The organism is Pseudomonas sp. OG7 (genome assembly GCF_014192825.1).
GTDB classification, from domain to species: domain Bacteria; phylum Pseudomonadota; class Gammaproteobacteria; order Pseudomonadales; family Pseudomonadaceae; genus Aquipseudomonas; species Aquipseudomonas monteilii.
The window spans coordinates 634652-658668 of sequence record NZ_JACHYK010000002.1 but is presented as its reverse complement, the minus strand read 5'-3'; the positions used below and the strand labels follow the sequence as shown (position 1 = coordinate 658668).

Annotated in this window: 22 protein-coding genes and 1 riboswitch; of the genes, 7 read left to right on the top strand and 15 right to left on the bottom strand. The window is 64.7% G+C overall.

Annotated elements, in window-relative coordinates; translation table 11 throughout:
• Positions 1-2 precede the first annotated feature (2 nt).
• On the bottom strand, positions 3-1289 hold the full coding sequence (locus FHW75_RS07430; protein ID WP_019098415.1) for a HAMP domain-containing sensor histidine kinase: 1287 nt from the start codon (positions 1287-1289) through the stop codon (positions 3-5).
• Positions 1286-2026, bottom strand: coding sequence for a response regulator (locus FHW75_RS07425; protein ID WP_003250463.1), 741 nt, complete (start codon positions 2024-2026; stop codon positions 1286-1288). Before FHW75_RS07425 ends, FHW75_RS07430 begins: the two co-directional genes overlap by 4 nt.
• 221 nt (positions 2027-2247) lie before the next feature.
• On the opposite strand from FHW75_RS07425, the gene FHW75_RS07420 reads away from it, so the two are divergent.
• Together FHW75_RS07420 and FHW75_RS07415 are read left to right on the top strand one after the other, a co-directional pair.
• A complete protein-coding gene (locus tag FHW75_RS07420; protein WP_019098416.1) occupies positions 2248-2523 on the top strand; it encodes a DUF2790 domain-containing protein in 276 nt (91 codons plus the stop codon).
• A gap of 10 nt (positions 2524-2533) precedes the next feature.
• Positions 2534-3049 (top strand): thioredoxin family protein, encoded by a 516-nt coding sequence (locus tag FHW75_RS07415; RefSeq protein WP_025754372.1) that lies wholly within the window; start codon positions 2534-2536, stop codon positions 3047-3049.
• Positions 3050-3105: 56 nt separating this feature from the next.
• Here the strand turns inward: FHW75_RS07415 and FHW75_RS07410 are convergent, their stop codons facing one another.
• Positions 3106-3954 carry a shikimate dehydrogenase gene (locus FHW75_RS07410; protein WP_019098418.1) on the bottom strand — a complete coding sequence of 283 codons (849 nt, stop codon included), beginning with the start codon at positions 3952-3954 and terminating at the stop codon, positions 3106-3108.
• On the bottom strand, positions 3951-4400 hold the full coding sequence (gene aroQ, locus FHW75_RS07405; RefSeq protein ID WP_183673429.1) for a type II 3-dehydroquinate dehydratase: 450 nt from the start codon (positions 4398-4400) through the stop codon (positions 3951-3953). The genes FHW75_RS07410 and aroQ overlap by 4 nt, the downstream gene beginning before the upstream one ends.
• 205 nt (positions 4401-4605) lie before the next feature.
• Between aroQ and FHW75_RS07400 the strand changes: the two genes are divergently transcribed.
• Genes FHW75_RS07400 through FHW75_RS07390 form a run of 3 tightly spaced genes read left to right on the top strand, consistent with a single transcriptional unit; the run spans position 4606 to position 10229 of the window.
• The gene (locus FHW75_RS07400; protein ID WP_019098419.1) at positions 4606-5859 is read left to right on the top strand and encodes a TolC family protein; all 1254 of its coding nucleotides are present in this window, start codon (positions 4606-4608) and stop codon (positions 5857-5859) included.
• Positions 5852-7066 carry an efflux RND transporter periplasmic adaptor subunit gene (locus FHW75_RS07395; protein ID WP_183673427.1) on the top strand — a complete coding sequence of 405 codons (1215 nt, stop codon included), beginning with the start codon at positions 5852-5854 and terminating at the stop codon, positions 7064-7066. Before FHW75_RS07400 ends, FHW75_RS07395 begins: the two co-directional genes overlap by 8 nt.
• A 16-nt stretch (positions 7067-7082) precedes the next feature.
• Positions 7083-10229: an efflux RND transporter permease subunit gene (locus FHW75_RS07390; protein WP_016714672.1), complete on the top strand. Its 3147-nt coding sequence runs from the start codon at positions 7083-7085 to the stop codon at positions 10227-10229.
• A gap of 32 nt (positions 10230-10261) precedes the next feature.
• Here FHW75_RS07390 and FHW75_RS07385 read toward each other — a convergent pair whose 3' ends face one another.
• The 5 genes from FHW75_RS07385 to FHW75_RS07365 form a co-directional block, all read right to left on the bottom strand.
• Positions 10262-11599, bottom strand: coding sequence for an MFS transporter (locus tag FHW75_RS07385; RefSeq protein ID WP_019098421.1), 1338 nt, complete (start codon positions 11597-11599; stop codon positions 10262-10264).
• A 211-nt stretch (positions 11600-11810) separates the two neighbouring features.
• The gene (locus FHW75_RS07380) at positions 11811-13961 is read right to left on the bottom strand and encodes a TonB-dependent siderophore receptor (protein ID WP_183673425.1); all 2151 of its coding nucleotides are present in this window, start codon (positions 13959-13961) and stop codon (positions 11811-11813) included.
• Positions 13962-14043: 82 nt separating this feature from the next.
• Entirely contained in the window at positions 14044-14439 is a 396-nt protein-coding gene (locus FHW75_RS07375) for a DUF2946 domain-containing protein (RefSeq protein ID WP_019098423.1), read from the bottom strand.
• Positions 14440-14609: 170 nt separating this feature from the next.
• On the bottom strand, positions 14610-16181 hold the full coding sequence (locus FHW75_RS07370) for a sensor domain-containing diguanylate cyclase (protein ID WP_183673423.1): 1572 nt from the start codon (positions 16179-16181) through the stop codon (positions 14610-14612).
• Positions 16182-16256: 75 nt separating this feature from the next.
• Positions 16257-16736, bottom strand: coding sequence for a hypothetical protein (locus tag FHW75_RS07365; protein ID WP_016714667.1), 480 nt, complete (start codon positions 16734-16736; stop codon positions 16257-16259).
• 135 nt (positions 16737-16871) lie between these two features.
• Here FHW75_RS07365 and FHW75_RS07360 point away from each other — a divergent pair, with 135 nt between their 5' ends.
• A complete protein-coding gene (locus tag FHW75_RS07360) occupies positions 16872-17369 on the top strand; it encodes a GNAT family N-acetyltransferase (RefSeq protein WP_019098425.1) in 498 nt (165 codons plus the stop codon).
• A 121-nt stretch (positions 17370-17490) separates the two neighbouring features.
• Positions 17491-17814, top strand: coding sequence for a hypothetical protein (locus tag FHW75_RS07355; RefSeq protein WP_016714665.1), 324 nt, complete (start codon positions 17491-17493; stop codon positions 17812-17814).
• A gap of 46 nt (positions 17815-17860) precedes the next feature.
• Here FHW75_RS07355 and FHW75_RS07350 read toward each other — a convergent pair whose 3' ends face one another.
• From FHW75_RS07350 to FHW75_RS07325, 6 genes are all read right to left on the bottom strand, one after another.
• Positions 17861-19198, bottom strand: coding sequence for an OprD family porin (locus tag FHW75_RS07350; RefSeq protein WP_183673421.1), 1338 nt, complete (start codon positions 19196-19198; stop codon positions 17861-17863).
• Positions 19195-19629, bottom strand: coding sequence for a pseudoazurin (locus FHW75_RS07345; protein ID WP_089230393.1), 435 nt, complete (start codon positions 19627-19629; stop codon positions 19195-19197). The genes FHW75_RS07350 and FHW75_RS07345 overlap by 4 nt, the downstream gene beginning before the upstream one ends.
• A gap of 17 nt (positions 19630-19646) precedes the next feature.
• Positions 19647-20435 (bottom strand): ABC transporter ATP-binding protein, encoded by a 789-nt coding sequence (locus FHW75_RS07340; RefSeq protein ID WP_089230392.1) that lies wholly within the window; start codon positions 20433-20435, stop codon positions 19647-19649.
• Positions 20432-21448: an iron ABC transporter permease gene (locus FHW75_RS07335; protein WP_025754366.1), complete on the bottom strand. Its 1017-nt coding sequence runs from the start codon at positions 21446-21448 to the stop codon at positions 20432-20434. Before FHW75_RS07335 ends, FHW75_RS07340 begins: the two co-directional genes overlap by 4 nt.
• Positions 21448-22458 carry an ABC transporter substrate-binding protein gene (locus FHW75_RS07330; protein WP_019098430.1) on the bottom strand — a complete coding sequence of 337 codons (1011 nt, stop codon included), beginning with the start codon at positions 22456-22458 and terminating at the stop codon, positions 21448-21450. The genes FHW75_RS07335 and FHW75_RS07330 overlap by 1 nt, the downstream gene beginning before the upstream one ends.
• Before the next feature lie 109 nt (positions 22459-22567).
• Positions 22568-22767: riboswitch (cobalamin riboswitch) on the bottom strand.
• Positions 22768-22795: 28 nt separating this feature from the next.
• Positions 22796-23962 carry a DUF1624 domain-containing protein gene (locus FHW75_RS07325; RefSeq protein ID WP_025754365.1) on the bottom strand — a complete coding sequence of 389 codons (1167 nt, stop codon included), beginning with the start codon at positions 23960-23962 and terminating at the stop codon, positions 22796-22798.
• Between the last annotated feature and the right edge of the window lie 55 nt (positions 23963-24017).

Below are 24017 nucleotides of genomic sequence, written 5' to 3'. Positions count from 1 at the left end.
TGTCAGGTCAGTTCTATCTGCGCGCACAGCCCGCCGCTTTCGCGGTTGCTCAAGGTCAACCGGCCCCCCATGGCCTGGATCAACTGGTGGGCAATGGCCAACCCCAGCCCGGTACCACCCGTGCTGCGATTGCGTGAACCCTCTACCCGGTAGAACGGCTTGAGCACTTCGTCCAGTTCGCCGCCGGGAATCCCCGGCCCGTTGTCGAGCACACGGATTACGGTCGTGCCGCCCTCGCGGCACACTTCCAGTTCGGCGGCGCCGGCAAACTTGAGGGCGTTGTCCACCAGGTTCACCAACACCCGGCGCAGTGCATGCGGGCGGGTTTCCAGCAGGCTTCCAGTGCTGCCGTGGCGCTCGACCTGGGCGCCGCTGTCTTGGTAGTCGAACACCAGGCTATCAAGAAAGGCATCGAGGTTGACCCGGCAGGGTGCTTCGGTGCTGGTGTCCATGCTGCGGGCATAGGCCACGCCTTCGCGCACCAGGTGCTCCATTTCACCCAGATCGCTCCACAGCTTGTCTTTCTCGACCCCATCGTCCATCACTTCAACGCGTAGTTTCATACGTGTGATCGGCGTTTGCAGGTCGTGAGAAATGGCTGCCAGCAATTGCATGCGCTCCTTGAGGTGCGCGGCGATGCGTGCCTGCAAGGCGTTGAAGGCCACGGCGGCGTACTTCACCTCGCGCGGGCCGCTTTCATCCAGTTGCACACCAGGCTTGTCCGGGTCGAGGTTGTCCACGGCGTGGGACAGCCGGGTGAGGGGGCCGATGGCCAGGCGCACTGCCAGCCAGGTGCAAAGCAGCAGCACGGCCAGCTGAATCAGCAATACCACCGGCAACCAGCGGGCCACCGGGACCGGCGATGGGGTCACGTCGATGGTCAGGGGCGCACCGTCGGCCAGGCTCAGGTGCGCCTGGAAGTGTGCATTCGGCCCGGGTATTTCCTGGAAGGTCAGGCGGTAGTCGCTGCCAATGGCCTTCACGATCGACTCGGCGGCCATGGGCGGGTCGCTGCTGGGCATCGCCTCGCCTGTCAGGCCGTGGTCCAGGCGGTAGCGGTAGGTACGCCGCTCCAGACGTGGCAGCCAGGCGGCACGTTCGGCTGCGGGCAGGCGGTCGAGGATGGCGACCGACGTCGCCACATCCTGTTCCAGGGTGCTGAGCATCATCGAGCGGCTGCTGATGTAGCGCTCGTAGGCCTGCAAGCCAAACGACAGGCTGTACGCCAGCACCAGGCCGGTGAAGAAGATCAGCGCCAGGCGCGATGCCAGGGTGCGTGGCCACTTCATGACGGCGACTCGAGCAGTTGCACGGGCAACGAGAACACATAGCCCTCGCTGCGCACGGTCTTGATGCAGCTGGGCTCGCGGGCGTCGTCGCCCAGGCGCTGGCGCAGGCGGCTGACCAGCAGGTCGATGGAGCGGTCGAAGATGTCGGCCTCGCGGCCTTGGGTCAGGTTGAGCAGCTGTTCGCGGCTGAGTACCCGCTGTGGGTGGTCGAGAAACACCCGCAGCAGGCGGTACTCGGCGCCGCTAAGGGCCACCAGGGTGCCTTCGCTGTCGAGCAGGTGGCGCGCGGTGGTGTCCAGGCGCCACTGGCCGAAACCCAGCAGGCGGCTGCTTTCGCTGATGGTGAGGTTGGGCGGCAGCATGCGTGTGCGGCGCAGCACGGCGTTGATGCGGGCGAGCAGTTCGCGGGCGGAGAACGGTTTGGTCAGGTAGTCGTCGGCGCCCATTTCCAGGCCGATGATGCGGTCGGTTTCGTCGTTGCGTGCGGTGAGCATCAATACCGGGGTGTTGCGGTGCTTGCCGGCGCGCAACTCGCGGCACAGCAGCAGCCCGTCGTCGCCGGGCATCATGATGTCGAGCACGATCAGGTCGACGCTGTTGGCTTCCAGAAAAGCGCGCATCTGCCGGCCGTCGGCAACGATGCTGGTGCGCAGGCCGTTCTTCTTCAGATAGTTGCCGACCAGTTCGCGGATCTCGCGGTCGTCGTCGACGATCAGGATGTGATCGACGTGTTCCATGCTCAGCGTTCCTGTGTAAAGGGGGATGGGCGCAGTGTACCGAGCGCGTTCGCGCTTGCCTGCCGGGTTTTGTATTGCAGTGTATCTGGCACTGGTAGAGATACAGCAGGAAGCACATCACAGCCTCGGGCGACACATACGGGATACCTGGCAGGCGTGAAATGGCTCTCGACCGGGAAGCACAACTTCCCATACCCAAAGTGTTACTCAGGAGAGATGCCATGAACGTCAAAACCTTCGCCAGCGCCAGCCTGTTCGCCGTGCTCAGCTTCGGCGCTATCGCCGCCCAGGCCGGCACCGCGCCCATGGGCGATGCCGGTGTCATGCAGTACCGCTACGGTGACCACCTGGATGTGAAGAAAGTGCTGTCGGTGCAGGATGACCAGAGCAACGCCTGCGGCCTGGTGAACACCCGCATGGACTACCTCGACTCCCAGGGCCAGCAGCAAAGCGTGCAGTACCGCACCTACGCCACCGGCGGTTGCCATGAGAATTGATCGCCGCCTGATGCTGAAGGTGGGGGGGATTGCCCTGGCACTGACGGGGCTTGGCCTGGCGGGGCACCTGATGGCCCGCGACAGCTACGGCGCGATGCCGTCGCTGGCGGGGGCCAGCCAGTGGATCAACTCGACACCGCTGGATGGCCCGGCGCTCAAGGGCAAGGTGGTGCTGGTGGACTTCTGGACCTGGGACTGCATCAACTGCCAGCGCAGCCTGCCGCATGTGAACGACTGGGCGCGGCGGTATGCCGACCAGGGGCTGGTGGTGGTGGGGGTGCATACGCCGGAGTACGACTACGAGCATGATGTGGGCACCTTGCGGGACAAGGTGGCCGGGCTGGGGATCGGTTACCCGGTGGCGGTGGACAACGATTACAAGGTGTGGAATGCCTGGGGCAACCAGTTCTGGCCGGCGCATTACTTTGTCGACCGCAAGGGGCAGGTGCGGCATGTGCACTTTGGCGAAGGGGATTATGGGGGGCAGGAACAGGTGATACAGGCTTTGCTGGATGAGAAAGGGTGACTGGCCTGTGCCGGCCTCTTCGCGGGCTTGCCCGCGAAGCAGCCAACACCGGTCAGTCAGGAAAAACTGGCAAAGTGCGCCTGCATCCGTGCCGCATCCGCCTGGCGCCCGCTGAACAGCTCGAACGCCTTCACCGCCTGGAACACCGCCATGTTGCTGCCATCCAGCGTGCGGCAACCCAGCGCCCGGGCCGCGCGCAGCAGTTCGGTCTCCAGCGGGAAGTAGATGATCTCCGCCACCCACAAGCGTGCATGCAGCAGCTCGACCGGCAGTGGCGTACCCGGCAGTTTGGCCATGCCCACTGGCGTGGTATTGACCAGTCCGTCTGCCTCGGCCAAAGCCGTGGCCAGGTCGCTGCCAACCACGGCGCGCCCTTCGCCGAAATGGGCATTCAGGTTGTCCACCAATGCCTGCGCACGGGCCGCGTCCACTTCGAACAGCACCAGCCGCTCGACCCCTTCACCCAGCAGGGCATGGGCTACCGCCGAACCGGCGCCGCCGGCACCCATCTGCACCACTTGGCGGCGTGCCACGTCGGGCAGGCCACGGCGCAAACCTTCGGCAAAGCCCAGGCAGTCGGTGTTATGGCCGACCCGTTTGCCGTCCTTGAGCACCACGGTATTCACCGCGCCGATACCACGGGCTTCGTCCGACAGCTCGTCGAGCAGTGGCAGAATCGCCTGTTTGAACGGGTAGGTGATGTTGAGCCCGGTGAAGCCGGTGTGCTGCGCGGCGTCGAGCAGGCCGGGCAGGGCACTGTCGTCCAGCTGCAGCTGGTCGGCGTCGATCAGCCGGTACAAATAGCGTAAAGCCTGGGCATCCCCTTCGTGTTCGTGCAGGGCAGGGGTACGCGACAGCTGGATGCCACGGCCGATCAGGCCGGCGAGGATGGCGTGCTGGCTCATGCCGTGCGCTCCTGGAACAGTTCGGCGAAGTGGCTGAGGGCCATGCGGTAGCCATGGCTGCCCAGGCCGCAGATGACACCGACGGCGATGGACGATACGAACGACAGGTGACGGAACGGCTCGCGCTTGTGCACGTTGGACAAGTGCACTTCGATGACCGGCAGTTCGCTGGCCACCAGGGCGTCGCGGATGGCCACCGAGGTGTGGGTCCAGGCGCCGGGGTTGATCACGATACCGGCGCAGCGGTTGCGGGCGGCGTGAATCCAGTCGATCAGTTCGCCTTCGTGGTTGGTTTGCCGGAATTCGAGTTCCAGGCCGTGGGCATGGGCAGTATCGGCACAGCTTTGCGCCAGGTCCGTAAGGGTTTCGTGGCCATATTGGGCAGGCTCGCGGGTGCCCAGCATGTTCAGGTTAGGGCCGTTGAGCACAAGAATAAGGGGCTTCATGACGGGCATCGCTTTGTTGTTGTTGGATGCGCGTAGTTTTGTACTGACTGGTTAGTTCCGTCAATTGGACGAGGCCGCCGCACCGGGAAAGTGGGCGATTATCGAACGCAGCCAAACCTTACAAAATTGTAATGCTCCCGACACCGCCCCGATAAGCACGGCTTTTTACAGTCCCTCGCCTACACGCGTCGACGAGGACTTGTTCGTGCCCAACCCCCGCAAGATCGCCTTGCTCTGCCTGTTGCTGGCCAGCGCCACCAGCGCCCAGGCCAGCCAGAGCCTGAGCCTGCCCCAGGCGCTTGCCGCCGCCTTTGCCCAGAACCCGGAACTGGCCGCCGCCGGCCGCGAAGTCGGCATTGCCGACGGCGAGCGGCGCCAGGCAGGGTTGATCCCCAACCCTGAGTTGTCCTGGGAGGTCGAGGACACTCGCCGCGACACCAGCACCACCACCGTCACCCTCAGCCAGCCGCTGGAACTGGGCGGCAAACGCGGCGCACGTATCGCAGTGGCCGGTGCCGGCCAGGCCATTGCCCAACTCGACCTGGAGCGCCAGCGCAATGGCCTGCGGGCTGATGTGGTGCAGGCCTTCCATGCAGCCTTGCGGGCGCAGACCGCGCTGGAACTGGCGCAGCAGTCACAGGCATTGACCGAGCGCGGGCTGCGGGTGGTACAGGGGCGGGTCACCGCTGGCCAGTCATCACCCGTAGAGGTCACCCGTGCCCAGGTGCAACTGGCCCAGGCCCAGGCCGAAGTGCGGCGTGCGCAAACCCAGCGCGGCGTGGCCTACCAAGCCTTGGCACGCCTGATCGGCAGCCCGCTGGCAGGTTTCGACCACTTGCAGGCCGCCAACCTTTCACCTGGCGTTGCGCCCAGGGCAGACACCTTGCTCGACCGGGTCGAGCAAACGGTCGAATGGCGCCTGGCCGCCGCCCAGGTCGAGCGTGGTGAAGCCTCCTTGGGATCGGAAAAGGCCCAGCGCATTCCCAACCTCACCGTCAGCCTCGGCAGCCAGTACAGCCGCGAGGACCGCGAACGCGTCAACGTGGTCGGTCTGTCGATGCCCTTGCCATTGTTCGACCGCAACCAGGGCAACGTGATGTCAGCCGCGCGCCGTGCCGACCAGGCGCGTGACATGCGTAACGCCGTGGAGCTGCGCCTGCGCAGTGACACCCGCAGCGCTGTCAGCCAGTGGCACACGGCGATGCAGGAGGTGGACGCCTACGACCGCACCATTCTGCCGGCTGCGCAGCAGGCCGTGGACACCGCCACCCGTGGCTTCGAGATGGGCAAGTTCGCCTTCCTCGATGTGCTTGACGCCCAGCGCACGCTGATCGAGGCACGCGGGCTGTACCTCGAAGCGCTGGCCTCGGCGACCGATGCACGGGCGCAGGTCGAGCGGATCTATGGCGACCTCGATGGCCTTAGCACCCCCTTGAACAGCAGGAGCAACAATGACTAACCCACGCAAGATAGCCCTTCTGGTTGCCGCCATGGCCGCGCTCGGCCTGGGTGGCCTGGCCTGGACCGGCAACCTCGGCCCGGCGTCGAAAACAGAAGCCCGGCACGATGACCACGGCGAAGACGGCCACGGCCATGGCACCGAGAAAGCCGCCGAAGGCCACGAAGAGGAGGGCCACGGCGAAGAAGAGGGCCAGTTGCACCTGTCCATCGCCCAGATCGAGGCCGCCGGTGTGCAGTTGGCTACCGCCGGCCCTCGGGCACTGGGTACCGCTATCGGTTTTCCGGGGGAAATCCGCTTCGACGAAGACCGTACGGCTCACGTGGTGCCGCGTGTACCCGGCGTGGTCGAGGCGGTGCAAGCCGAGCTGGGCCAGGCGGTCAAGCGCGGCCAGGTATTGGCGGTGATTGCCAGCCAGCAGATTTCAGACCTGCGCAGCGAGCAGCAGGCCGCCCAGCGCCGGCTGGAACTGGCGCGCCTGACCTTCCAGCGCGAACAGCAGCTGTGGCAGGAACGTATCAGTGCCGAACAGGATTACCTGCAGGCACGCCAGGCGTTGCAGGAGGCCGAGATCGCCTTGGCCAATGCCCGGCAGAAGGTCGCCGCCGTGGGCCCGGCTGGCGCTGGCAACCGCTATGAGCTGCGCGCCCCGTTCGATGCGGTGGTGGTGGAAAAGCACCTGACCGTGGGCGAAATGGTCGACGAGACCAGCAATGCGTTCACGTTGTCTGACCTGAGCCGGGTGTGGGCAACCTTCGCCGTGGCCCCGCGTGACCTGGACAAGGTGATGACCGGCCGTGATGTCACGGTCAGCGCACCGGACCTGGGTGCCCAGGTCGAGGGCAAGGTCAACTACGTTGGCAGCCTGCTTGGCGAGCAGAACCGTGCCGCCACCGTGCGTGCCACCCTGGCCAACCCCAACGGCGCCTGGCGCCCCGGGCTGTTCGTCAATGTGGCTGTCAGCGTCGAGCGCTTCAATGCCGCTGTCGCGGTGCCGGAAAACGCCCTGCAAACCTGGGAAGAGCAAACCGTCGTGTTTGCCCGCACTGAAGAAGGTTTCGAGGCTCGCCCGGTGAAAACCGGCCGCCGCGACGCTGGCCAGGTAGAAATCACTGACGGTCTTGCCGCCGGTACCCAGGTGGCCGCCGCCGGCAGCTTTGTCCTCAAGTCGGAACTGGGCAAAGGCTCGGCCGAGCACAGCCACTGATCACGGGGACGCCTGCATGTTCGAACGCCTGATCCAATTCGCCATCGAGCAGCGCCTGGTGGTGATGCTGGCCGTGGTCCTGATGGCCGCGGTGGGTATCCACAGCTACCAGAAACTGCCGATCGACGCTGTACCGGACATCACCAACGTCCAGGTGCAGATCAACACCGCCGCCCCCGGCTACTCCCCGCTGGAAACCGAGCAGCGCATTACCTTTGCCATCGAGACGGCCATGGCTGGCCTGCCAGGGCTGAAACAGACCCGCTCGCTGTCGCGCTCGGGCCTGTCGCAGGTCACGGTGATTTTCGATGACGGTACCGACCTGTTCTTCGCCCGCCAGCTGGTCAACGAGCGCCTGCAAGTGGCCCGCGAGCAGTTGCCCGAGGGTATCGAGGCGGGCATGGGGCCGATTTCCACCGGCCTGGGCGAGATTTTCCTGTGGACCGTGGAAGCCGAACAGGGCGCCCTGAAGGAGGATGGCACGCCCTACACACCCACCGACCTGCGGGTGATCCAGGACTGGATCATCAAGCCGCAGCTGCGCAATGTGCCGGGGGTGGCCGAAGTGAACAGCATCGGCGGCCATGCCAAGCAGTACCTGATTGCACCGGAGCCCAAGCGGCTGGCGGCCTACAAGCTCACCCTCAACGACCTGATCGGCGCGCTGGAACGCAACAACGCCAACGTGGGTGCCGGTTACATCGAGCGCAATGGCGAGCAGCTGCTGATCCGGGCGCCGGGCCAGGTGGCCTCGGCCGAAGACATCGCCAATATCGTCATATCCAGCGTGGACGGCACGCCGATCCGCGTCAGCCATGTGGCCGAGGTTGGCCTGGGTGAAGAGCTGCGTTCGGGCGCCGCCACCGAGAACGGCCGTGAAGTGGTGTTGGGCACGGTGTTCATGTTGATCGGCGAAAACAGCCGCACGGTGTCTCAGGCGGTGGCCGCCAAACTGGTCGAGATCAACCGCAACCTGCCCAAGGGCGTGGTGGCGGTAACGGTGTACGACCGCACCAACCTGGTCGAAAAAGCCATCGCCACGGTGAAGAAAAACCTGGTTGAAGGCGCCATTCTGGTCATCGCCGTGCTGTTCCTGTTCCTGGGCAATATCCGCGCTGCGCTGATCACCGCCATGGTCATCCCGCTGTCGATGCTGTTCACCTTCACCGGCATGTTCAGCAACAAGGTCAGCGCCAACCTGATGAGCCTGGGCGCGCTGGATTTCGGGATCATCGTCGATGGCGCCGTGGTGATCGTGGAAAACGCCATCCGTCGCCTGGCCCACGCCCAGCAACGCCATGGCCGCATGCTGACCCGCAGCGAGCGCTTCCATGAGGTGTTTGCCGCCGCCCGCGAAGCGCGCCGGCCGCTGATTTACGGGCAACTGATCATCATGGTGGTTTACTTGCCGATCTTTGCCCTGACCGGGGTCGAGGGCAAGATGTTCCACCCCATGGCGTTTACCGTGGTCATGGCCCTGCTGGGTGCGATGATCCTCTCGGTTACCTTCGTGCCGGCAGCCATTGCCCTGTTCGTCACCGGCAAGGTCAAGGAGGAGGAAGGCCTGCTGATGCGCACGGCGCGCCAGCGCTATGCCCCGGTGCTGGCCTGGGTGCTGGGCCGGCGCAAGCTGGCGTTCGCGGCGGCTGGCACTTTGGTGCTGCTTTCCGGCGTAATGGCCAGCCGCATGGGCAGCGAGTTCATCCCCAGCCTCAGCGAGGGCGACTTTGCCTTGCAGGCCCTGCGCGTGCCGGGCACCAGCCTGTCGCAGTCGGTGGACATGCAACAGCGCCTGGAGCAGGCGATCATCGCCCAGGTGCCGGAAGTGGAGCGGGTATTCGCCCGCACCGGCACCGCCGAGATCGCCTCCGATCCGATGCCGCCGAACATTTCCGACGCCTACGTGATGTTGCGCCCACGCGAGCAATGGGCAGACCCGGGCAAGCCGCGTAACGAGCTGATTGCCGAAGTACAACGTGCGGCGGCCAGCGTACCGGGCAGCAACTACGAGCTGTCGCAGCCGATCCAGTTGCGCTTCAACGAGCTGATTTCCGGGGTGCGCAGCGATGTGGCGGTAAAGCTGTTCGGGGACGACATGGACGTGCTCAACCGCACCGCCGCGCAAATCGCCAGCAGCCTGCAGCGCGTGCCGGGTGCGTCTGAGGTGAAGGTTGAGCAGACCACCGGGCTGCCCGTGCTGACCATCGACATCGACCGTGACAAGGCTGCCCGCCATGGCCTGAACGTGGGTGACGTGCAGGACGCCATCGCCATCGCCGTAGGGGGGCGCACGGCAGGCACGCTGTATGAAGGTGACCGCCGCTTCGACATGGTGGTGCGCCTGCCCGAAACCTTGCGTACCGATGTGGACGGGTTGGGCAGCCTGCTGATTCCGGTGCCGGCCAGTGCCACAGCCGGCGCTGCGCAGATCGGCTTTATTCCGCTGTCGCAGGTGGCCACGCTGAACCTGCAGCTGGGGCCGAACCAGGTCAGCCGCGAGGATGGCAAGCGCGTGGTGGTGGTCAGTGCCAACGTGCGTGGGCGTGACCTGGGCTCGTTTGTCGAAGAGGCTGAACAGACGCTCATTGGCCAGGTTCAGATCCCGCCGGGCTACTGGACGCGCTGGGGTGGCCAGTTCGAGCAGCTGCAGTCGGCGGCCGAGCGCTTGCAGGTGGTGGTGCCGGTGGCATTGCTGCTGGTCATGGCATTGTTGCTGATGATGTTCAACAACCTCCGGGATGGCCTGCTGGTGTTCACCGGCATCCCGTTTGCCTTGACCGGTGGAGTGCTGGCGCTGTGGTTGCGGGACATTCCGCTGTCCATCTCGGCGGGCGTGGGGTTCATTGCGCTGTCAGGCGTGGCGGTGCTCAACGGGTTGGTTATGATTGCCTTCATCCGTGGGTTGCGCGAAGAAGGGCGCACCCTGCGAGCGGCCGTGGAAGAGGGCGCGCTGACGCGCTTGCGGCCAGTCTTGATGACCGCGCTGGTGGCGTCGCTGGGGTTCATTCCGATGGCCTTGGCAACGGGTACCGGGGCGGAGGTTCAGCGGCCGCTGGCGACGGTGGTGATTGGCGGGATTCTGTCGTCTACGGCGCTGACGTTGCTGGTATTGCCGGCGTTGTATCAGTGGGCGTATCGGCGCGAAGAGGTGCAGGAGGGCTGAGACCCTGGGGCTGCAAAGCAGCCCCAAAAATCTCAGACGGTACTACGAACCCCCGGCCGCACGCCGTCTACCCCAACTTCATCATGCAACGAAATCCGCGAAGTCTCCGGCAACGCCAACCCCCCCACCAATGCCACCAGCGCAATCACCACCAGGTAAAACGCCGGTGCCAGGCTGCTGCCGGTCTGCCCGATCAGCCAGGTCGCCACCAACGGCGCGGTGCCGCCAAACAGCGTATAGGCCACATTGTAGGTAATCGCCGAAGCGGTATAGCGGGTGCGGGTAGGGAAGCTTTCCGACAGCAACGCTGCGGTAACTACACCACTGCACAACGCCCCCACCGCCAGCAAAATCACGCCGATCAGCGCGCCGGACATCGAGCCCGAGCTGGCCAGCCAGTACGCCGGGAACACGCACAGCATCACCCACAGGCAGGTAAAAGCGATGGTCTTGCGCCGCCCCACCCGGTCCGAGAACGCCCCGGCCAGTGGGCAGCCGATGGCGGCGAACAGCAACGCCACGGTGGTCACCAGCAGCGATTGCGCGCGGGTCAGGTTGCCCACCAGTTGCAGGTAGGTGGCAAAGTAGGTGGTGAACATGTAGAACGACAGTGCGGTCAACGAAATGAACGCCCCCAGGTTGCGAATGGCCCGGCCATGATTGCGCAAAGTTTCCTTGAGCGGCGAATGCTCGTGCTCTTTGCCCTGCGCGATGGCTTCACGGAATGCCGGGGTTTCTTCCATGCGCCAGCGCAGGTACAGGCCGACCAGCCCCAGCGGTGCAGCGATCAGGAACGGAATGCGCCAGCCCCAGGCATTCATCGCCTCGCTCGACAGGCTGGCCTCCAGGCCATAGGCAATGACCGCTGCACAGGCAAAGGCAGAAAAGGTCGAGACCGGCACGAAGCTGCCATAGAAGGCGCGCTTGTCATTGGGCGCGTGCTCCATCAGGTAGGCGCAGGCCCCGGCATATTCGCCGCCGGCCGAAAAACCCTGCAGGCAGCGCGCCAAGGTCAGCAACGCAGGTGCGGCCAAGCCGATGCTGGCGTAGGTCGGCAGCAGGCCGATCAGGGTGGTGGAGCCTGCCATCAGCAGAATGGTCAGCGACAGGATGCGCTTGCGCCCAAGGCGGTCGCCCAGCGCGCCGAACACGATCCCGCCCAGCGGGCGCAGGGCAAAGGCCACGGCAAATACTGCAAAGGTCTTGAGCAAGGCCACGCTGGCGTCTTCGCTGGCAAAGAACTGGCTGGCGATCAAGGTGGCGAGAAAGCCATAGACGGCGAAGTCGAACCACTCGACGAAATTGCCGATGGCCGAGGCGGCGATCACCCTGCGCAGGGTGGCGGGGGATACCTCATGAGGTGCGGACATGCGAGTGCTCTCCGGTTCCATTGGCAGGCATGATGAACGTGGCGCGGTCGGGCCGCGCCATCATTGTTATGCTTGCCAGTAGATCGCCGGGCGCTGGAGCGTGCTTTGTCGAGGGCGACCTCGGGATACCTGAATCAACCGCGAGTTGTTCGCAAGGCCGCACACAAGAGCCAATTCAGGCCGGGATGTTCATGCAAGACAGGCCATTGGCTCAGAAGCGCATGTCCAGCGCCAGCTCGAAGGTGCGCGGCGGCCCCATGTAGTACTGGCTGTTGTAGGCCTGCTTGGCATACACCTCGTCGGTCAGGTTGCGCACCCGCCCGATCAGCGTGGTGTGCTCGTCCAGCCGGTAGCGGGCGAACGCGCCGAACAGCGTGTAGGCGGGGGCCTTGAGGCTGTTGGCGTTGTCGGCATACACCGAACCCACGTAGCGCCCGTCCGCGCCCACCGACCACACCGACGACAGGCTGTAGGTCAGCCACAGGTTGGCGACATTGGCCGGTACGTTGGTCGGTGCATTGCCCTTACGCGAGACCGATACCCCGTTGACGGCCTCGTTGAATTCGTCGTACTGCGCATCGACGTAGGCGTAGTTGGCTTCGGCCAGCAGTTTTGGCGTTACCTGCAGGCGCCCGGACAGCTCCACGCCGCGTGAAGTCTGCTGCCCCGCCTGGACCGTGAGGTTGGCGTCGTTCGAGTCGCGCACGGCAAAGTCCTTGCGCACGATCTGATACAGCGCCAGGGTGGCCGCACCGCGCCCGTCGAGGAAGTCGAACTTGCTGCCCACTTCCCATTGCTCACCCTTGGACAGGTCGAACAACCCCACATTGGAGTAGGTCGCGGCTGCCAGCGAGCCGGCTGGCAGGTCGGCCGAGGTGCTGTATTGCGCATACAGGCTGGCCGAAGGTGTCAGTGCATAGGTCAGGCCGATGCGCCCGGACAGCGGCTCCCAGCGCCGTTCGAAATAGGCCGGCGAGGTGGGCGTCACGGCGCCGTAGTTGGTGACTTCCATGTCCAGGTAGTCGTAGCGCAAGGCGGTCAGCAGGGCCAGGCGCTCGGTGAGTTGCAGGCGGTTTTCGGCAAACACCGCACGGTTGATCACCTCGTGGCGACGTTGTTTGGTCAGGCCGGCATTCACCCCGGGGATGTCATCGAAACTGCCAGGGTTGAAGTGCTCGGCATCGACCACGTCGCTCCAGCTGCCCGAGGAGGGGTAGAGGGTCTGGCGCATGCGTGAGTATTCCAGCCCCAATGACCACTGGCTGGCCAGGCCGAACAGCAGGTTGTCGTGGCGCAGCTCGATGCGGTCGCCCAACAGGTTCTGGTCGTGGCGCTGCAGGTAAGGGCTGCTGCGTTGCACCTGGCCAGTCGGGGTGTAGGCGTAGCGTTCAAGGTTGCGGTAGTCGCGTTGGGCGTTGTAGTGGTACAGCGTGTTTTGCACGCTGGTGCTGTCGCTGACCTGGTAGTCGAGTATCGAGCGCAGCCAGCGTACGCGCTGCTCATAGCGGCCGTCAGCAACGTTGTAGTTTTCGAAGCGGCGGCTGTTGTCGATCTTCATCGTGCTGCGCCCGGGCAGGATCGGCGAGCCCCAGTAGGGGCTGTCTTCGCGGTCTTCCTGATACTCCAGCGCCAGGGTGTGGGTGAGGTTGGGGGCCAGGTCGCTGAGCAGCGAAAAGGCCAGGCTGTCGGTGTGCCGTTCGTTGCGGTCGACGTAACCGTTGCCCTGCCCGCGGCTGAAGTCCAGGCGCATGAAATGGCGGGCTTCAGCGGGGTTGCTGGCCAGCGCCTGGTTGATTCCGAACGCCACCTCGCTGTCGTCGAAACTGCCATAGCGGATACGCCCGTCAATGGTCTGCTGGTCGCGGCTGGCGAGTTTGGTGATGTAGTTGATCGAACCGCCCACGGCACCGGCACCATGCAGGAACGAAGACGGCCCGCCAATCAGCTCGACGCGGTCGAGCACCCAGGCATCCACTGGCCGGGTGGCGCTGCTGTAGCCCAGGTTGATGCCGTTGTACAACTGAGTGACCTGGTTCTGGGTAAAGCCACGGTAGGCAACGAAGCCGCCAAAGCCTGGGTTGGCCGAGGCGTTCACGCCGGTCATGGCGTTGATCACGTCCTGGCTGTCCTTGGCGCCGCGTTCTTCGATCAGGCGGCGGTCCGAGACGCTGACCGAGGCGGGTGTTTCCCGCGCGGTGAGGCCCAGGCGCGAGCCGGTGCGGATCGGTTCGTCCAGTTGCACACCGCTGGCGGCATCGCGTTCGCCGTCGATGGTGGTGGCGCCCAGTTCAACGGGGGCGATTTCGGCGCAGGCGAAGCTGCAGGTGCCCATCAGGAGCACCAGGGAGGTGTTACGAAGCATGTTGGTGTGTCTTCCACGCAAAGGTCATGGCTGACGGCGAGCGCGCACGCAGGCGTGCCCGGCTGACGTCAGGCGAAAGGCATTAAACGACGGGGAAGGCGGTGGGGGAGGCGCGGGGGTTGAGGGCGGGGCGTTGATAGCGCGGTGGCGGTTGTGCCCAGCTGCGTACGACGATGGGCGAGGTGGCCACGGCTTGCGCCGGAGTGAACGACCAGCCGCCGCTGCTGAGCGGTACGGCCAGGCCGAACGAAGAGCACACCGGGCAGTCCAGCTGGGCCATGTGCTGGTCACCGCCGGCGCCGTCCAGGTCGATGGCCACGCCGTGTTCGCTGTTCACCGAGCAGAAGCCGCCCTCCAGCCCGGCCAGGCGCAGCCCGCCCATCTGGCCATGGTGCAGGCCGCACAGCAACAGGCTGAACAGGACGCTGGCGTAGAGCGTCCAGGCAGTCAGCGTGCGAGTGTGCCGGGTGGTTTTCATGGCGGCGAATCTACCATCCGGATGAACGGTCGGGTAGCTCTTTTGCTGCAAGATTCACGGGGCTGCTTTGCGCCCCCAAAAACTGTCAGGCTGCCCGCTCCAGCACATCCAGCAAATCGACAAACGCCAGCGCCAGTTTATGCCGTGACGCCAGGTTACCGCCCCACAGGTCAGGCGATGACTACCCGATTGCGCCCCTCCTGCTTGGCCCGGTAAAGCGCGCGGTCAGCCTCGCTCAGTGTTTCCATAGGCTCACTGCCTGCCTCGCCATCCCAGCGCGCTACCCCCAGTGAAATTGTCACCGCCCCCACAGGTTCCAGCGGCGTATCCTGTACTGTAACCCGCAACCGTTCAGCTACCACCGCAGCCACCTCCAGGCTGGCCCCCGGCAGCATCATCAGGAACTCTTCGCCGCCGGTGCGGCAGAGCAGGTCCCCTTCACGGCAACAACGGCGCATCAGCTCGGCCAGCTGGCGCAGCGCCTGGTCGCCGACCTCGTGCCCATGGCTGTCATTGACCCGCTTGAAATGGTCGATGTCCAGTACGATGGCCGCAAATGCCCGTCCTTCGGCTTCCAGCAACGACAGGCTGAGTTCCAGGCTGCGGCGGTTGCCCAGGCCGGTCAGCGGGTCGGTCTGGGCATCACGGTCAAGCCTGCCGATGCGCTCGTGCAGCAGGTTCAGCCCGAATAACAGTGCGCGCTTGAGCTCGGCCGCCTCGAAGTACCAGGCGGGCACCCGGTGCAAGCGTTCGGCTGTACCGGCTCGGTCCATCGAACGGGCGCCGGCGGCCAGTTGCCAGAGTGGCCGGGCAATGGTCAGGGCCAGCCACCACAGCAGCAGGCTGCCCACCAGCGCGAAGGGCGCGGAGGTGCCGATCACGTTGAGAATCAGGTGGCTCAGCGGCGTTACGGTCTGTGCCAACGGCTGCTGCGCCACCACGCCCCAGCCGGCGCTGGGCACGGTGGCGTACCCGGCCAGCATTTCCACGCCCTGGCTGTTGGTCAGTTGCCGAGTACCGCTGTCCAGTGTCGCCAGTTGGTCGACCAGCGCGTTGCCTTCCACCACGGTGCCTACTCGTTGGCTGTTGGGGTGATACAGCAGTCGGCGGTTGCGGTCGACCACATACAGGTACGAGCCGTCCTTGTAGAAGTGTTCGCCCAGCAGGCTGTTGAGGATGTTGCGTTCTCGCAGGTACAGGCTGCCCCCCACGTACCCGAGGTAACGGCCGTTGTCGTCGAAAATGGGGTGCGACAACACCACCACCAGGTTGTTGGCCGCCGACAGGTAGGGCGTGGAAACCAGAGGGCGGCGTTCGTGCAGTGCTTCCTGAGCACCCGGCGATTGCATGCGGGTGCCGACAAAGTGGCGTAGCGAGGCTGGAGAAATCGCCAGCAGCACGCCGTTGGCATCGATCACGAACGTGGAGTTGAAGGCCATGCTCTGGCCCAGTACACGGTCGGTCTCCACCTGCAGTGCTGCCGCGTCGCTCAACTGGTGGCCCTGCACGCCGGCGCTGAATGAAAGCTGCTGCAAGGCGTTGCCGATGAAGGTCTCGGTGATGGTTGCCAGTTTCGTCGCATACACCCGGTTGGCTTCCAGGGCGTGGTCGATCAGCAGCTGGCGCTGCACCCGGTAGCTGGCGAAATAGCTGGCGCACAGCATGACCAGGGCTGTAAGGGCGCAGAGCACCAGAATGAGTGTTCGTAGATCCAGGCGCAATCCGTGCTTGGCGTGTGGCAATCCTGACCTCGGGCTTTGAAAATAGCTAAGAAATGGAAACAGCCTTACGCGCTAGCGGGTGGACGGGTGTTGCATTCAGGAACCTGCCCTGTCCAGCGCATTCAGCTCGTCTTCCACCTGTTGCATGCGTCGCTCCACCAGCGCCTGCACCTTCACATCGCGGGCGGTTTCGCGCATCAGGGCAGTGAGCTTTTCGCTCAGACGCCTGCCGGCTTCGGTGTCTTCCAGCGCGCGGGCCTTGGCCGGGTCCTGGGTGGCTTCGACGATGGTGGCGAACTCGGCATCGCTGAAATTCTTCTCGCTGTAGAGGCGGAACAGGTCCTGGTGCTGGTCCTCGACGGTGAGGTACTTGCGCAGTACACCCTGGATAGTGGCTTGCGACAGCTGCGGGTGAGTGCGACCGAGCAGCGTGGCCATGCGCTCGATATTGTGCGTGTAGGCATCCTGCAGCGGTAGCTGGGCGAGGATCTGTTCTTCACGGGTTGGCTTCTGGTCGCAGGCGGTAAGGGCGGCAGTCAGCAGCAGGGGCAACAGCAACTTCTGGAAGCGAGGCATGGCATGGCCTGGTCTGGTCTGGCAGTGAAGACTGCCGATTATACCGATGTCCGCATAGCCGCGACGAGCCCCGTTATTTGCCTTGATCGGCACGCTGGTGTAGAACCCAGCCCTCCAACCATTGCCAGCAGCCCCATGCCAAACCGGACCCTGCAACCTGTCGCGCGCGTCGCCATTGCCGAAGTCGTGGCGTTTGTCGAAAGCGCTCGCCGCGAGCTGTTCCCGATGCTTGTCGCGGCACCCTTGCCGCACGACCTTGCGCACTTTGCCGAAACCTACCTGGACGGCGCGGGCTGCTTTCTTGAAGCCCGCGATGACGGTCGGCTGGTCGCCGTGATCGGCTATGTGCCCTATGACCATCGTTTTGCCCAGCTTGACTATCACGCTGAGCGGGTAGTGGAGGTGGTGCGCCTGTTCGTGCTGCCCGCCTATCGCAGGCAGGGTCTGGCGGGCGCGTTGTTCAGTGCATTGCGCGAGCAGGCGGTGCAGGCAGGTATCGACTGCCTGTACCTGCATACGCATCCGTTTCTCCCGGGGGCGATTGCGTTCTGGGAGCGGCATGGGTTTGCGGTGGTGGACGTGGAGCAAGACCCGGTCTGGCAGACCACGCACATGCAGCTGCGGCTGCGCTGATTTGTGGGAAAGCGCCTACAACGGCCTTTTCGGCGTGATCGACGCGTTCATTTTCAGGGCTGCCCGGCTTGCTTACCTTCCCTCATGCAAGGCTTTTTCACTGCACTGAGGGAGACTCACGATGCCACACATGGCCCTGTACAAACTTAAACTGCTGGACGAGTTCGAGGACCGCAGCGACTTGTGGACCTTCGGCGATTTCGAGAACAGGTTGATGGACTTGTGGCGTGGCGCGACGCGGCATGATGCCAAAGGCATCATCAATGCGGCGCACAAGGAACGGCGCTGGCCGAGGACGGTGAAGCGCTACCTGCTGACCAATTACCGGGTATTTGGCAATGTCAGTTCGGAGCTTGAGCAGACGTTTGCCGAGGTATTGGCGACGATGAGTGTGCAAGAACGGGCGGAGTGGGGCTTGCTGCCTGCTGCCGGCACGGTTGCCTGACAGAACCTGGGGCTGCCCGGCAGCCCCGATTCAGGCAATGCAGCCATCAGAACCCACCCGACAACGGCCACTCCACCGCCAGGCGTATCTGGTCACCATCCAGCTCGGCCTGCGCCGTGTTCCCCCGGTGCACGTTATGTCGCAGCGAGAACGTGGTGCCCTTGGTCTTGCCACTCTGCACCACATACCGCGCCTCCAGGTCGCGTTCCCAATGTTTGCCACCCTTGCCATATCCCAGGTACGCATACCCGCCAGTCGGGTCGACATGCGTGCCGTCGATATCGAACCCGCGCACGTACAGCGCCGTCAGGTTCAGCCCTGGCACCCCATAGGCCCCCAAGTTCAGGTCATAGCGTGCCTGCCATGACTTCTCGTTCGGTGCGTTGAAGTCCGACATCTGCACCGCGTTGGCAATGAAGATCGCACCCCGCGTGACGTAGTCGAAGGGCGTATTTCCGTCCACTTGCTGCCAGCCCAGGCTGAACCCGTGCGGCCCTTGGTTGTAACGCGAGACCAGGCTCCAGGTGGTGTTGTCGATACGCCCGGACAGCGCCTTGCCGGTGTCGGTGGTGCGGTACAGGTTGAGGTCCAGGCTGACGCTGCGGCGGTTATCCAGCACATGGCTGAGGGTGCTGCCCAGGTAATGCTGGTTCCAGCTGTCCTCGTAGCGCGAGGTGTAGAGGCTGCCGCTGAAGCTGGCGCCCGGGTTCCAGACCACGCCGGCCAGGTCGAAGCTGTTGCCCTGTTTGCTATTGGAGTAGTTCACCACAAAGCCCTGATCGTGGCTTGTGGCATTGCGGTCGCTGCTCTCGTTGAAGTGCCCGGCCACCAGCTTGAGCGTGTCGAAGTCGTTGCTGGTAAGGAAGAAACCGGTGGCGGTTTCGGGTAACAGGCGGCTGTCGGAAGAGCTGAACACCGGGGTCTTGACCCGCTGCTCACCGTAGGCCACCACGGTATTGGCCATGCGCAGTTTCAATGCCGCACCTGCGCGGCTGTACTCGTTCTTTGGGTGCCCGTCGTTATCGACCCCCAGCAAGCGCGCTTTGCCCGCACGCCCGCCGCCACTGTCGAGTTGCACGCCCAGGTAGGCGTGGGCATCGACGCCGACACCCACCAGGCCTTGGGTAAAGCCAGACTGGAAGGTGCCCATCAAACCGTAGGCCCATTCTTCAGCCTTGCCACTGCGTTCGCTGCGTTGTTTGTAGGCATTGCGCGCGGAACTGTTGCGCCCGCCATGCGTGTAGTCGCGCTGGTCGAACACGCTGCGGTTGAGGATGCTCCAGCTGCCATCCTCCACAAAACCGTTGCTTTGCGACTGTGCAGAGTCGGCCTGGGCGAACGGCGCCAGCCCCAGCAGTGGCAGCGCCAACAACAACCGGCTCATTGCACGGCCTCAAGCTTCTGCAACTGGGCAGCAAAGCGGGCCTTGGCCCGGGCCGGCAAGTTGGCGGGCAGTTCGGGAACCGATGCGTCACCGACCTGGATGACCATCACCATGCCCATCGCCAGGTGCGGAATACACTGGATGCCGTACACGCCCGGCACGCTGAAGGTTTGTTCGAACGGCTGGTTCAGCTTGCTCTTGAAGGGCTTGGCCCCGGTGGGCAGCAGGCCTGCCACGCTGGCCGCATTGTGTCCGTTCTGGGTGGGCAGGAAGCGCACGGTGTCGCCGGGCGCGATGCGCAAGTGGTCCGGCTCGTAAACCATCGCGCCTTCGCTGCCACGGTTGAGCATTTTCACTTCGTGCACGTCGGCCAGCGCGGCCGGGGCGAGCAGGGTGCTGGCAAGCAGCAAAGCGAGAGGACGCAGCGGCATCGGTAGAACTTCCTGGTTCAGGGGGCGCGAAAGCGCAGGATGCGCGCGCCGTCGAAGGGGTCGGTAAGGTAATGGGCGTGAACGCCAAAGGTGTTCAGCAGGCGCTTGGGGGTGAGCACTTCAAGGGGGTTGCCCAGGGCGACCAGATGGCCTTTGTCGAGTACGGCCACGCGGTCACAGGTGAGTGCCTGGTTGAGGTCGTGCAGCGCTACCAATGTGGTGACCGGCAGGGCCTGGACCTGTTGCAGCAGGCTCAGCTGGTGCTGGATGTCCAGGTGGTTGGTCGGCTCGTCCAGCAGGAGTACTTGTGGCCGTTGCGCCAGGGCGCGGGCGATGTGCACGCGCTGGCGCTCGCCACCGGACAATGAGCCCCAAAGCCGTGTGCGCAGGTGCAGGGCGTCGAGGTCAGCCAGCGCCTGCTCGACGATGGCGCGGTCCACTTGCGAGAACGGTGCCAGTGCCGAGAGCCAAGGTGTACGGCCCAAGGCCACGGCATCGAACACGCGGATTGCATCGAGGGTGTCGGCCTGTTGTTCGACCAGTGCCAGGGCCTGCGCCACACGGCGGCGGGGCAGCTGTGCCAGTGGTTCACCCAACAGTTGCACGCTGCCGCTGGCCGGCTTGCGCAGCCCGGCCAGCAACTTGAGCAGCGAAGACTTGCCTGAGCCGTTAGGGCCGACAATGCCGAGCGTTTCGCCCGCGACAACGTTCAGCTCGATACCGCTGAGCACGGTATTGCCGGCCAGTTGCAACCCCAGGCCCTGGCAACTCAGGGGCGAAATCTGTACAGCGGTCATGACGGTCATGAGCGCCCCCGGCGGCTGACCAGAATCAGCGCGAAGACCGGTGCCCCGATCAGTGCGGTGACCACCCCCACAGGGATCACCTGGCCCGCAATCAAGGTGCGTGAAAGCACGTCGGCGGTAATCAGGAACAGCGCGCCGCCCAGTGCGCTGGCTGGCAGCAGGCGGCTGTGCCCGGGGCCGAGCAGCAGGCGCAGGGCGTGGGGAATCACCAGCCCAACAAAACCGATGGCACCGACGATGGACACCATGACCGCCGTCACCAGCGCCGCGCAGCTGATCAGCAGTAGCTGGGTGCGCCGCACCGGTATGCCCAGCGAAGCAGCCGAATCGGCGCCGAATGTAAAAGCATCCAGCGCGCGGCGGTGCAACAGGCACACCACCAGGCCGAACAGTGCCACCGGCACGGCCAGCCACACCGATGGCCAACGCACCCCGCTGAGGTTGCCCATCAGCCAGAACAGGATGCCGCGTGCCTGTTCGGCAGTGGCCGACTTGGTAATCAGAAAGGCAGTTAGCGCGTTGAACAGTTGTGAGCCGGCAATGCCGGCAAGGATGACCTGGGCGTTGTTGTTGCCGGGGCCGGCCGCGCGGGCCAGTACCAGTACAAGGGTGAATGCGGCCAGTGCGCCGATGAACGCCCCGGCGGACATGCTCAATGCCAGGCCACCCAGCCCCAGCAGGCCGACCAGCACCGCCCCGGTCGAGGCGCCGGCAGACAACCCCAGCAGATAAGGCTCGGCCAAGGGGTTGCGCAACAGCGCCTGGAGGATCACGCCACACGTCGCCAGGCCGGCACCGCAAGCAGCGGCGACCAGGGTGCGGGTAAGGCGGTAATTCCAGACGATGCCGGCGTCGATCGGGTCGACCGGGTAGCCGGCCTGCCACAGGTGGTTGGCCAGCACCTGGCCAACCACACGGGGCGACAGGTTGGTTTCGCCAATGGCGGTGCCGGCCAGCAAGGCGGCCAGCAGGGCTGCAAGGGCGACCGCGATGCAAGGTAACAGGCGAATCATCACTGGGCTGCTTTACCGCTGGCAAAGGCTGCAGACAACGTCTGCAGGCCGCTGAAAAGGCGGATGCCGGCCTGCATGGCATCGGCGTCGAGGATGATGATGCGGTCATGCTTTACCGCGTCCATGTTGCGGGTAACCGGGTCGTTACGCAGGAATTCGAGCTTTTTCTGGTAGTCGTCGGCGGGGAAGCGGCGACGGTCCATGCGCGCGATGATCAGCCAGGTGGGGTTGGCCTTGGCCAAGGTTTCCCAGCCTACGGTGGGCCATTCCTCCGTGGACTCGACCACGTTGCGCACGCCCAGGGTGCGCAGCATGAAGTCGGCGACGCCTTGGCGGCCGGCCACGTACGGGTCGATGTCGAGGTCGGCGCTGGAGAACCAGAACAGTGCCGAGGTGGCGGACAGGTCCTTGCCCGCCAGTTGTGCCTTGGCGCTGTCCAGGCGGCCTTTGAGCTCGGCATTCAGGGCAGTGCCGCGGTCTTGCACATCGAAGATCTCGGCCAGTTGGCTGACGCTCTTGTAGATGCTGCCTACCTGGAACGCTTGCAGGCGAGTACCGTCGGCGCCGACCAGGTTGTCCTTGCCTTCGCAGTCCGAAGGCAGCAGGTAGGTGGGTATCTGCAGTTCGTCGAACTGTTCGCGGGTGCCGACCACACCCTGTGCGCCGACCATCCATTCGAACTGTACCGCCACCAGTTGCGGGCGCTTGCCTACGACGGCCTCGAAGCTCGGGTCGTTGTCAGCCAGGCGCGGCACTTTGTCGTTCTGCTCCTTGTATTCGGGCAGTACGTTGTTGAACCACAACGAGGTGCCCGCCAGTTTGTCACCCAGGCCCAGTGCGTAGAGCATTTCAGTGCCGGCCTGGCCGATGGTGACGGCGCGTTGCGGCGCCTGGGCGAATGTCTGCGGCCTGCCGCAATTCTCGACTGTAAGCGGGTAATGGGTGGCGGCGGCCTGGGCCAGGCCAGTGAGGCCGAGGCCGGCGAGCAGGGTGGCGAAACGGGGCAGCATGCTGGGCGATCTCCTATCGGACAGTTCGGGTGAGGAACGCACGGACAGGCATCGCCGTGCCCCGCCGTTGGCAGGGGCAACACGGATGGCCAATCCCGGACACCCCGCCGGTTGGTATAGGTAGGCCGGCAGGTCTCCTGACTGGTGCGTCATGGCCAGGCTCCAGCCTTCCCGGGCAGTTACGCCCAGTGGCATCGATGGAGCAGGCTCGGCACCTACAGTTGCGGGGGCAGTTCCGTTTGGCCCGTGTTGGCGGGCCTGGGATTCCCTATTAATTCCGTGGTGGAAACCGGCGGCCCGCATGGTAGACCATCACGCCGCCGGGTGAAAACGCTTTTCAGAAGTACTTCAGCCAGGTGATGTCGCGACGGCGCGCTTTCAGGCGGGCGAACTTGCGCACCGGCAGGTACAGCGACGCGGCCAGCAGGATGGCGCTCAGCCACACAGCGGCGATGCCCTCGAAACCGAAATAGTCGCCATGGTTGAGGCCGAACAGCGCCACGCTGGCCAGGTACAGCAGCTTCAGCACGTACAGGTGCAGCAGGTAGAAGAACATCGGCGCAGCGCCAAACACCGCCAGCACGCTGATCCAGCGGGCCTGGCCGGCGCGTTCGAAGGCGCGCAGCAACAGCAGGCCGCAGCCCAGGGTCAGGGCCAGGAACAGCAGTGACGGCGGGTATTTGGTGATGTTGAAGAAGCTCATCAGGGTTTGCGTGAAGGTTGGGTAGCCGCTCCAGGGCGCCTCGCCATAGCCGTTGAACATACGCAACACGGCAAAGCCCAGCAACGCGACCAGCCCGGTCAGCAGCAGGCGGTGCTGACGCTGGTCGGCCTCGCTGCCACGGGCGAACCACGGGCCTAGGCCGTAGCCCAGGGCGATGACGCCGATCCACGGCAGCACCGGGTAGGACGTGCGCAGGCGCAGGGTGTCGGAAAACGCCAGCCAACCACGGTCATGCAGGATCGCCCACGGCACATGCAAGGCCGATTCCACGCCGAAGTGCAGGCCATCGAGCAGGTTGTGGCCGGCGACGATGGCTGCGCCCAGGGCGAGCAGGGCGGCGCGTGGCAGCCATACCAGCAGCGACAGGGCGATCATGCTGATGCCAATGGCCCAGATGACTTGCAGGTAGATGACGCTGGGCGGCAGCTGAAAGGTCCAGGCGAAGTTGACCAGGGTGAACTCCAGCGCCACCAGAAACAGCCCGCGTTTGAACAGGAACGCCGACACATCGCCACGGCCCTGATGCTTTTCGCCGTACAGCCAGGCCGACAGGCCGGTCAGCAGGACGAACACCGGCGCACAGAGGTGGGCCAGCGTGCGGCTGATGAACAGCGACGGCTCGGTGGTGTCGATGGCCATCGGGTCGCTAACCTGACGGTGCAGGAAGAAGGTTTCGCGGACGTGATCCAGGAGCATGAACAGGATCACCAGGCCGCGCAGGGCGTCGATGCTCTGCAGGCGCTGGGTGAGCAGGGTGGGGGTGGCGCTGGCGCTTGTCATGGAGGGTCGCTGATAGGAATGAATGTCATGTGAAACGTTATCTTATAACTAATTG

Bases quoted from the DNA above. Each gene is read 5' to 3' on its own strand.
- FHW75_RS07430 (WP_019098415.1), bottom strand. From the start codon at position 1,289: ATGAAGTGGCCACGCACCCTGGCATCGCGCCTGGCGCTGATCTTCTTC.
- FHW75_RS07425 (WP_003250463.1), bottom strand. From the start codon at position 2,026: ATGGAACACGTCGATCACATCCTGATCGTCGACGACGACCGCGAGATC.
- FHW75_RS07420 (WP_019098416.1), top strand. From the start codon at position 2,248: ATGAACGTCAAAACCTTCGCCAGCGCCAGCCTGTTCGCCGTGCTCAGC.
- FHW75_RS07415 (WP_025754372.1), top strand. From the start codon at position 2,534: ATGCTGAAGGTGGGGGGGATTGCCCTGGCACTGACGGGGCTTGGCCTG.
- FHW75_RS07410 (WP_019098418.1), bottom strand. From the start codon at position 3,954: ATGAGCCAGCACGCCATCCTCGCCGGCCTGATCGGCCGTGGCATCCAG.
- aroQ (WP_183673429.1), bottom strand. From the start codon at position 4,400: ATGAAGCCCCTTATTCTTGTGCTCAACGGCCCTAACCTGAACATGCTG.
- FHW75_RS07395 (WP_183673427.1), top strand. From the start codon at position 5,852: ATGACTAACCCACGCAAGATAGCCCTTCTGGTTGCCGCCATGGCCGCG.
- FHW75_RS07390 (WP_016714672.1), top strand. From the start codon at position 7,083: ATGTTCGAACGCCTGATCCAATTCGCCATCGAGCAGCGCCTGGTGGTG.
- FHW75_RS07385 (WP_019098421.1), bottom strand. From the start codon at position 11,599: ATGTCCGCACCTCATGAGGTATCCCCCGCCACCCTGCGCAGGGTGATC.
- FHW75_RS07380 (WP_183673425.1), bottom strand. From the start codon at position 13,961: ATGCTTCGTAACACCTCCCTGGTGCTCCTGATGGGCACCTGCAGCTTC.
- FHW75_RS07375 (WP_019098423.1), bottom strand. From the start codon at position 14,439: ATGAAAACCACCCGGCACACTCGCACGCTGACTGCCTGGACGCTCTAC.
- FHW75_RS07365 (WP_016714667.1), bottom strand. From the start codon at position 16,736: ATGCCTCGCTTCCAGAAGTTGCTGTTGCCCCTGCTGCTGACTGCCGCC.
- FHW75_RS07360 (WP_019098425.1), top strand. From the start codon at position 16,872: ATGCCAAACCGGACCCTGCAACCTGTCGCGCGCGTCGCCATTGCCGAA.
- FHW75_RS07355 (WP_016714665.1), top strand. From the start codon at position 17,491: ATGCCACACATGGCCCTGTACAAACTTAAACTGCTGGACGAGTTCGAG.
- FHW75_RS07350 (WP_183673421.1), bottom strand. From the start codon at position 19,198: ATGAGCCGGTTGTTGTTGGCGCTGCCACTGCTGGGGCTGGCGCCGTTC.
- FHW75_RS07345 (WP_089230393.1), bottom strand. From the start codon at position 19,629: ATGCCGCTGCGTCCTCTCGCTTTGCTGCTTGCCAGCACCCTGCTCGCC.
- FHW75_RS07340 (WP_089230392.1), bottom strand. From the start codon at position 20,435: ATGACCGTCATGACCGCTGTACAGATTTCGCCCCTGAGTTGCCAGGGC.
- FHW75_RS07335 (WP_025754366.1), bottom strand. From the start codon at position 21,448: ATGATTCGCCTGTTACCTTGCATCGCGGTCGCCCTTGCAGCCCTGCTG.
- FHW75_RS07330 (WP_019098430.1), bottom strand. From the start codon at position 22,458: ATGCTGCCCCGTTTCGCCACCCTGCTCGCCGGCCTCGGCCTCACTGGC.
- FHW75_RS07325 (WP_025754365.1), bottom strand. From the start codon at position 23,962: ATGACAAGCGCCAGCGCCACCCCCACCCTGCTCACCCAGCGCCTGCAG.